This is a genomic window from Verrucosispora sp. ts21 (assembly GCF_002879555.1).
Lineage (GTDB): Bacteria > Actinomycetota > Actinomycetes > Mycobacteriales > Micromonosporaceae > Micromonospora > Micromonospora gifhornensis.
The window spans coordinates 1-5,067 of record NZ_PNOZ01000150.1 but is presented as its reverse complement, the minus strand read 5'-3'; the positions used below and the strand labels follow the sequence as shown (position 1 = coordinate 5,067).

The following is a 5,067-nucleotide window of genomic DNA, read 5'->3' as shown; positions in this document are numbered from 1 at the left end:
ACCCCCACCCCCTTCCTGCGTCGATCATGGAGTTGTGGTCGCAGGTTCGTGGTGGTTTCGGGTGGTTCGCCGCGACCGCAAGTGCAAGATCGACGGGGTGGGCGGCGGTAGGCTCGGCGGGGTGAGCAGGGTGGTGGGGTTGCGGTGGCGTGGGGTTGCGGTGGCGGTGGTGGCTGCCGTGGCGCTGGTGAGTTGCACGGGGGAGCGTGAGGACGGGTTCCGGCCGGGCAGTGTGGACGTTGCCGATCCGTACGTGCCGGGCAGTGGCAACGGTGGCTACGACGTCGACAATTACCGGCTCGCGGTGCGGTACGACCCGGCCGACGACCGGCTCGTCGGGCGGGCCGTGGTGACCGCGACCGCCACGCAGAACCTCTCCCGGTTCAACCTCGACCTGAGCGGTCTCACGGTCGACTCGGTCACCGTGGACGGTGCCTCCGCCGAGCACCGGCAGGCCGACGGCGAACTGGTCGTCACGCCGAACCGGAGGCTGGAGAACCTCAGCCGGTTCACCGTCGAGGTGAGCTACGCCGGGGTGCCCACGGCGGTCACCGACGGCGTGCTGGGCAGCGGTGGTTTCCAGCACACCGACGACGGGGCGATCGCCCTGGGCCAACCGCACTCGGCGGCGACCTGGTTCCCGGTCAACGACCACCCCTCCGACAAGGCGACCTACGACATCGAGGTGACGGTCCCCGAAGGGCTCGCCGCGCTGAGCAACGGCGTACCGGGGGAGCGGACCACGGCCGACGGGTGGACCACCTGGCGTTGGGCCGAGCGGTCACCGATGGCGAGTTACCTGACCACACTGGTGATCGGTGACTACCGGGTGGACGTCGGCACGCACAGCGGCAAGCCGCTGATCACGGCCGTGCCGGCCGACATGCCGGCCACCGGGCCGCAGGCCCGGTCACTGTCGCGCACCGGTGAGATCGCCGACTACCTGGCCGGTCTCTTCGGGCCGTACCCGTTCGAGGCGTACGGCGGGGTGGTGGTGGCCGACCCGAGGATCGGGTACGCGTTGGAGACACAGTCCCGGCCGGTCTACGGGCCCGGGTTCTTCCGCTCCGGGGAGCCGAACTACGGCGTGGTCGTCCACGAGGTGGCCCACCAGTGGTTCGGCAACAGTGTGGCGCTGGCCCGGTGGAGCGACATCTGGCTCAACGAGGGCTTCGCCAGCTACGCCGAGTGGCTCTGGGAGGAACACGACGGCGGCCCGAGCGCCCAACGCAACTTCGAGCAGCAGTACGCCCTGACGGACTGGTCCCGGCCCACCCTGGATCCCGGCCCCGGCGCGATGTTCAGCGCTGCCGTCTACAAGCGCGGTGCACTTGTCGTGCACGCGTTGCGGCGTACCGTCGGCGACGACGACTTCTTCCGGATCCTGCGCACCTGGACCACCGAGCGGCGGGACGGCACCGCGACCACGGCTGACTTCGTCGCCCTGGCCGAGCGGGTCTCCGGGCGTCAGCTGGGCTCGTTCTTCGACGCCTGGTTGACAGGTACCACCGCACCGGCGTTGCCCTGACCCGCCGCCCGGGCGCTGGTCGCCCGGCGGGCGGCGCGCTCACGACGCCAACTGTGGCGGACCGCCACTCCGCGAGCCGCCAGGCGGTCCGGGACCTCCGGGTCGTCGAGGTCCGCGTGAAAGGCGTCGAGGCTGCGCAGTTGAGGTAGCGACTCCAGCGCCACCGCCGAGGCGCAGAAGCCGGTCAGGCACAGCACCGACAACCTCGGGTGGCCGGCCAGCGGAGTCAGGTCCAACGGAGCCGAGCGATAGCCGTGGCCGTCCAGATCCAACGACTCCAGACCTGACAGGGCCTGGATGCCTTCCAGCGATGTGACGTTGTAGTCGTCGGACTCGCCACCCGTGTCGATGTCCAGGGTCTTCTCGATGAGCAGGTAGATCTCGTTGCCGCCGTCGAAGTACAGGCGGGTGATCGCCGCCACCTCGTTGGCGGGCACCGCGACAGCGTGCAGGAGGTCCAGCGACCTCGCCAGGCGTGGGCCGGGGCCGGGGTAGCCGTCCTCCGGGCCGTCCGGCCCGGTCGACTCGACGATCGCCACGAGGTCGGCTGCGGCGAGGGCACCTGAGGTCAGTAGGGCGTTCAGCACGCCGAGGTGCAGGCCGCGGTCGGCGAAGACGAGATCCACGATCTTGACAGTATCGCCCTATCGGGGCACCACCAGTTTCGGGTGCTCGGCGAGGAACTCGTCGACCTTGCCGGCCCGCAACTCGGTGATGAAGCGGCGGCCGGTCTGGGTCAGTTCCTCGCCCCGGTAGGCGTTGCCCCGACCGACGGCCGCGCCGGGCAGGGTGACGAGCGTCAGCGCGTCGGGGGAGAGCCCGCCGAGGGCGTACGCGAACTCCACGATCCGTCGCCCGCCGACGTAGACGAGCATGTCGCCGAGGGCCGCCACCACCTGCTCGACCCGCTCGGGCTGGCGGGCCAGGTCGGTGTCGAGGATCTTGCCGACCAGCGACCGGATCAGTTGCTGCTGGTGGCGTTGCCGGGTGTAGTCGCCGCCGGGCAGGTAGCGCTGTCGGGCGTAGTCAAGCGCCTGCCAGCCGTTGAGGTGCCGATCGCCGGGCTCGTAGACCATCTGCGGTCCGACGTACCCGCCGACGCCCGGCCCGGGTGAGCGGTGCTTGCCGTCGGGCTGGCGATGCCGCGAGACCACCCGCTGGTCGACGTGGATGTCGACGCCGCCGAGGCTGTCCACCAACTCGTCGAATCCGCCGAAGGTGAGCACCGCGCCGGCGTCGATGCGCAGCCCGGTGTAGTCGCTCACCACCTGGCTCAGCAACTCGTACCCCTGTGCCGGGTCCGGCTGCTTCGGGCGGTCCGGCACCCGGCTGCCGTAGCTCATCGCGTTGGTGAGCTTGGTCCGCCCGCCCCGGTAGCCGGCCGGCTTGAACGCCGGGACGTCCACCACCAGGTCGCGGGGGAGCGAGAAGAGGTACGCCCGGGACAACCCCGCCGGTACGTGCAGGATGAGCACCGCGTCGGCGTGCGGCTCCCAACCCGGCACGCTGACCCGGGTGTCGATGCCGACCAGCAGCAGGTTGAGCGGGCCGGTGATGTCGGCACCCGGCGGCGGGGTGCTCGGGCTCGGTGGCGCGTCGGCCGACGCGCTCGGGGCGGTCGGTCCGGCGGTCGGTGTGCTCCGGTCGGTGCCGACCAGCCGGGTGATCACCACCGCGCCGACGGCCACCACCGCCACCGCGACCAGGGCGGCAAGCACAAGCGTCAGTCGTCTCCGAGGTTCTCCGAGCATCATTCCCCCGCCTTCTTCGAGCACCTGTCGACACAACGCCGTGAGGTGGGCTCAGGGTTGCGTCGACCTCGGTGTCGCTTCGATCACCCGCGTGGGCTTCTCCCGGCGGGCTGCGCAGCATGATTGCGCGCACACTGCTCCTGGCGCGAGGGCTACTCGGGAGTAATGATTCGAGGCATGCGGTACGACGTGGTCGTCATCGGGTCGGGCTTCGGCGGTAGCGTGGCCGCCCTGCGGCTGGCCGAGAAGGGTTACTCGGTCGGCGTCCTGGAGGCGGGCCGACGGTTCGCCGACGAGGAGTTCCCGAAAACCTCGTGGCGACTGCGGCGGTTCCTCTGGGCGCCAAAGCTGGGCTGCTTCGGCCTGCAACGGATCACCCTGCTGCGGGCGGCCGACCGGCGGGCCGGCGGCGGGGTGCTGGTGCTGTCCGGCTCGGGGGTCGGTGGCGGCTCGTTGGTCTACGCCAACACGCTGTACGAGCCGCTTGACGCCTTCTACACCGACCCCCAGTGGCGGGACATCACCGACTGGCGGGCCGAACTCGCCCCGCACTTCGCCCAGGCGAAGCGGATGCTCGGGGTGACCACGTACCCGCTGCACACCGCCGCGGACCGGGCGATGCGGCGGGTGGCCGACCGGATGGGGGTGGGGGACACCTTCCACGCCACCCCGGTCGGGGTGTACATCGGGCGACCGGGGGAGCGGGTGGCCGACCCGTACTTCGGCGGTGCCGGGCCGGAGCGTACCGGCTGCACCAACTGTGGCGCCTGCATGACCGGATGCCGGTACGGCGCGAAGAACACCCTGGTCAAGAACTACCTGTGGTTGGCTGAGCGACTCGGTGCCCAGGTGCATCCGCTGACCACGGTCACCGCCGTGCGGCCGTCCGGCGACGGGTACACCGTGCACACCGAACGCACCGGCGCCTGGCTGCGCAAGCGCCCGCAGGTGATCCACGCCGATCAGGTGGTCTTCGCCGCCGGGGCGTTGGGCACCCAACAGCTGCTGCACGAGATGCGTGAGCGTGGTGCCCTGCCCAACATCTCGCCGACGCTGGGGAAGCTGACCCGGACCAACTCGGAGGCCATCCTCGGCGCCTCGGTGCCGCGTCGCCGGGCCCGGGCCGCAGGAGTGGACTACACCGAGGGGGTGGCGATCACCAGCTCGTTCCACCCCGACCCGCAGACCCATATCGAGCCGGTCCGCTACGGGCGCGGCTCGAACGCGATGGCTCTGCTGCAGTCCCTGCTTGTCGACGGCGGGCCGCACCGGGTACGCCGCTGGCTCGGTCAACTCGTCCGGCATCCCTGGCAGGCCGCCCGGCTGCTGCTGGTGCGCAACTGGTCGGAGCGTACGGTGATCGCCCTGGTGATGCAGTCGGCGGACAACTCGCTCACCACCCGGCTGCGGCGCGGGCCGCTGGGTCGTCGACTGGTCGCCGCCCCCGGCCACGGCACCCCCAACCCGACCTGGATCCCCGCCGGCAACCGGGCGGCCCGACTGCTCGCCGAGGAGATCGGCGGTACGCCCGGCGGCGCGCTCACCGAACCGTTCGACATCCCGATGACCGCCCACATCCTCGGCGGCGCGGTGATCGGCGCCACTCCCGAGACCGGGGTCATCGACCCGTACCACCGCGTCTACGGCCACCCCGGCCTGCACGTCGTCGACGGCGCCGCCATCTCGGCCAACCTGGGCGTCAACCCCTCTCTCACCATCACCGCCCAGGCCGAACGCGCCATGTCCCTCTGGCCCAACAAGAACACCCCCGACCCCCGCCCCCCACAC

4 protein-coding genes are annotated in these 5,067 nt (G+C 71.2%); 2 read left to right on the top strand and 2 right to left on the bottom strand.

Annotation, left to right across the window (positions count from 1 at the left end; translation table 11 throughout):
• Positions 1–130 precede the first annotated feature (130 nt).
• Complete coding sequence (locus tag C1A38_RS30175; protein WP_199180381.1) at positions 131–1,528, top strand: M1 family metallopeptidase; 1,398 nt, start codon at positions 131–133, stop codon at positions 1,526–1,528.
• On the opposite strand, the gene C1A38_RS30170 is transcribed toward C1A38_RS30175, so the two are convergent.
• Both C1A38_RS30170 and C1A38_RS30165 read right to left on the bottom strand, forming a co-directional pair.
• A complete protein-coding gene (locus tag C1A38_RS30170) occupies positions 1,468–2,154 on the bottom strand; it encodes a DUF6892 domain-containing protein (protein ID WP_102661069.1) in 687 nt (228 codons plus the stop codon). The two genes, C1A38_RS30175 and C1A38_RS30170, sit on opposite strands and share 61 nt — an antisense overlap.
• A gap of 18 nt (positions 2,155–2,172) precedes the next feature.
• Positions 2,173–3,282 carry an LCP family protein gene (locus tag C1A38_RS30165; RefSeq protein ID WP_102661068.1) on the bottom strand — a complete coding sequence of 370 codons (1,110 nt, stop codon included), beginning with the start codon at positions 3,280–3,282 and terminating at the stop codon, positions 2,173–2,175.
• 174 nt (positions 3,283–3,456) lie between these two features.
• On the opposite strand from C1A38_RS30165, the gene C1A38_RS30160 reads away from it, so the two are divergent.
• Positions 3,457–5,067, top strand: a 1,611-nt coding sequence (locus C1A38_RS30160) for an FAD-dependent oxidoreductase (protein WP_102661067.1), incomplete at its 3' end; no start/stop codon positions are given.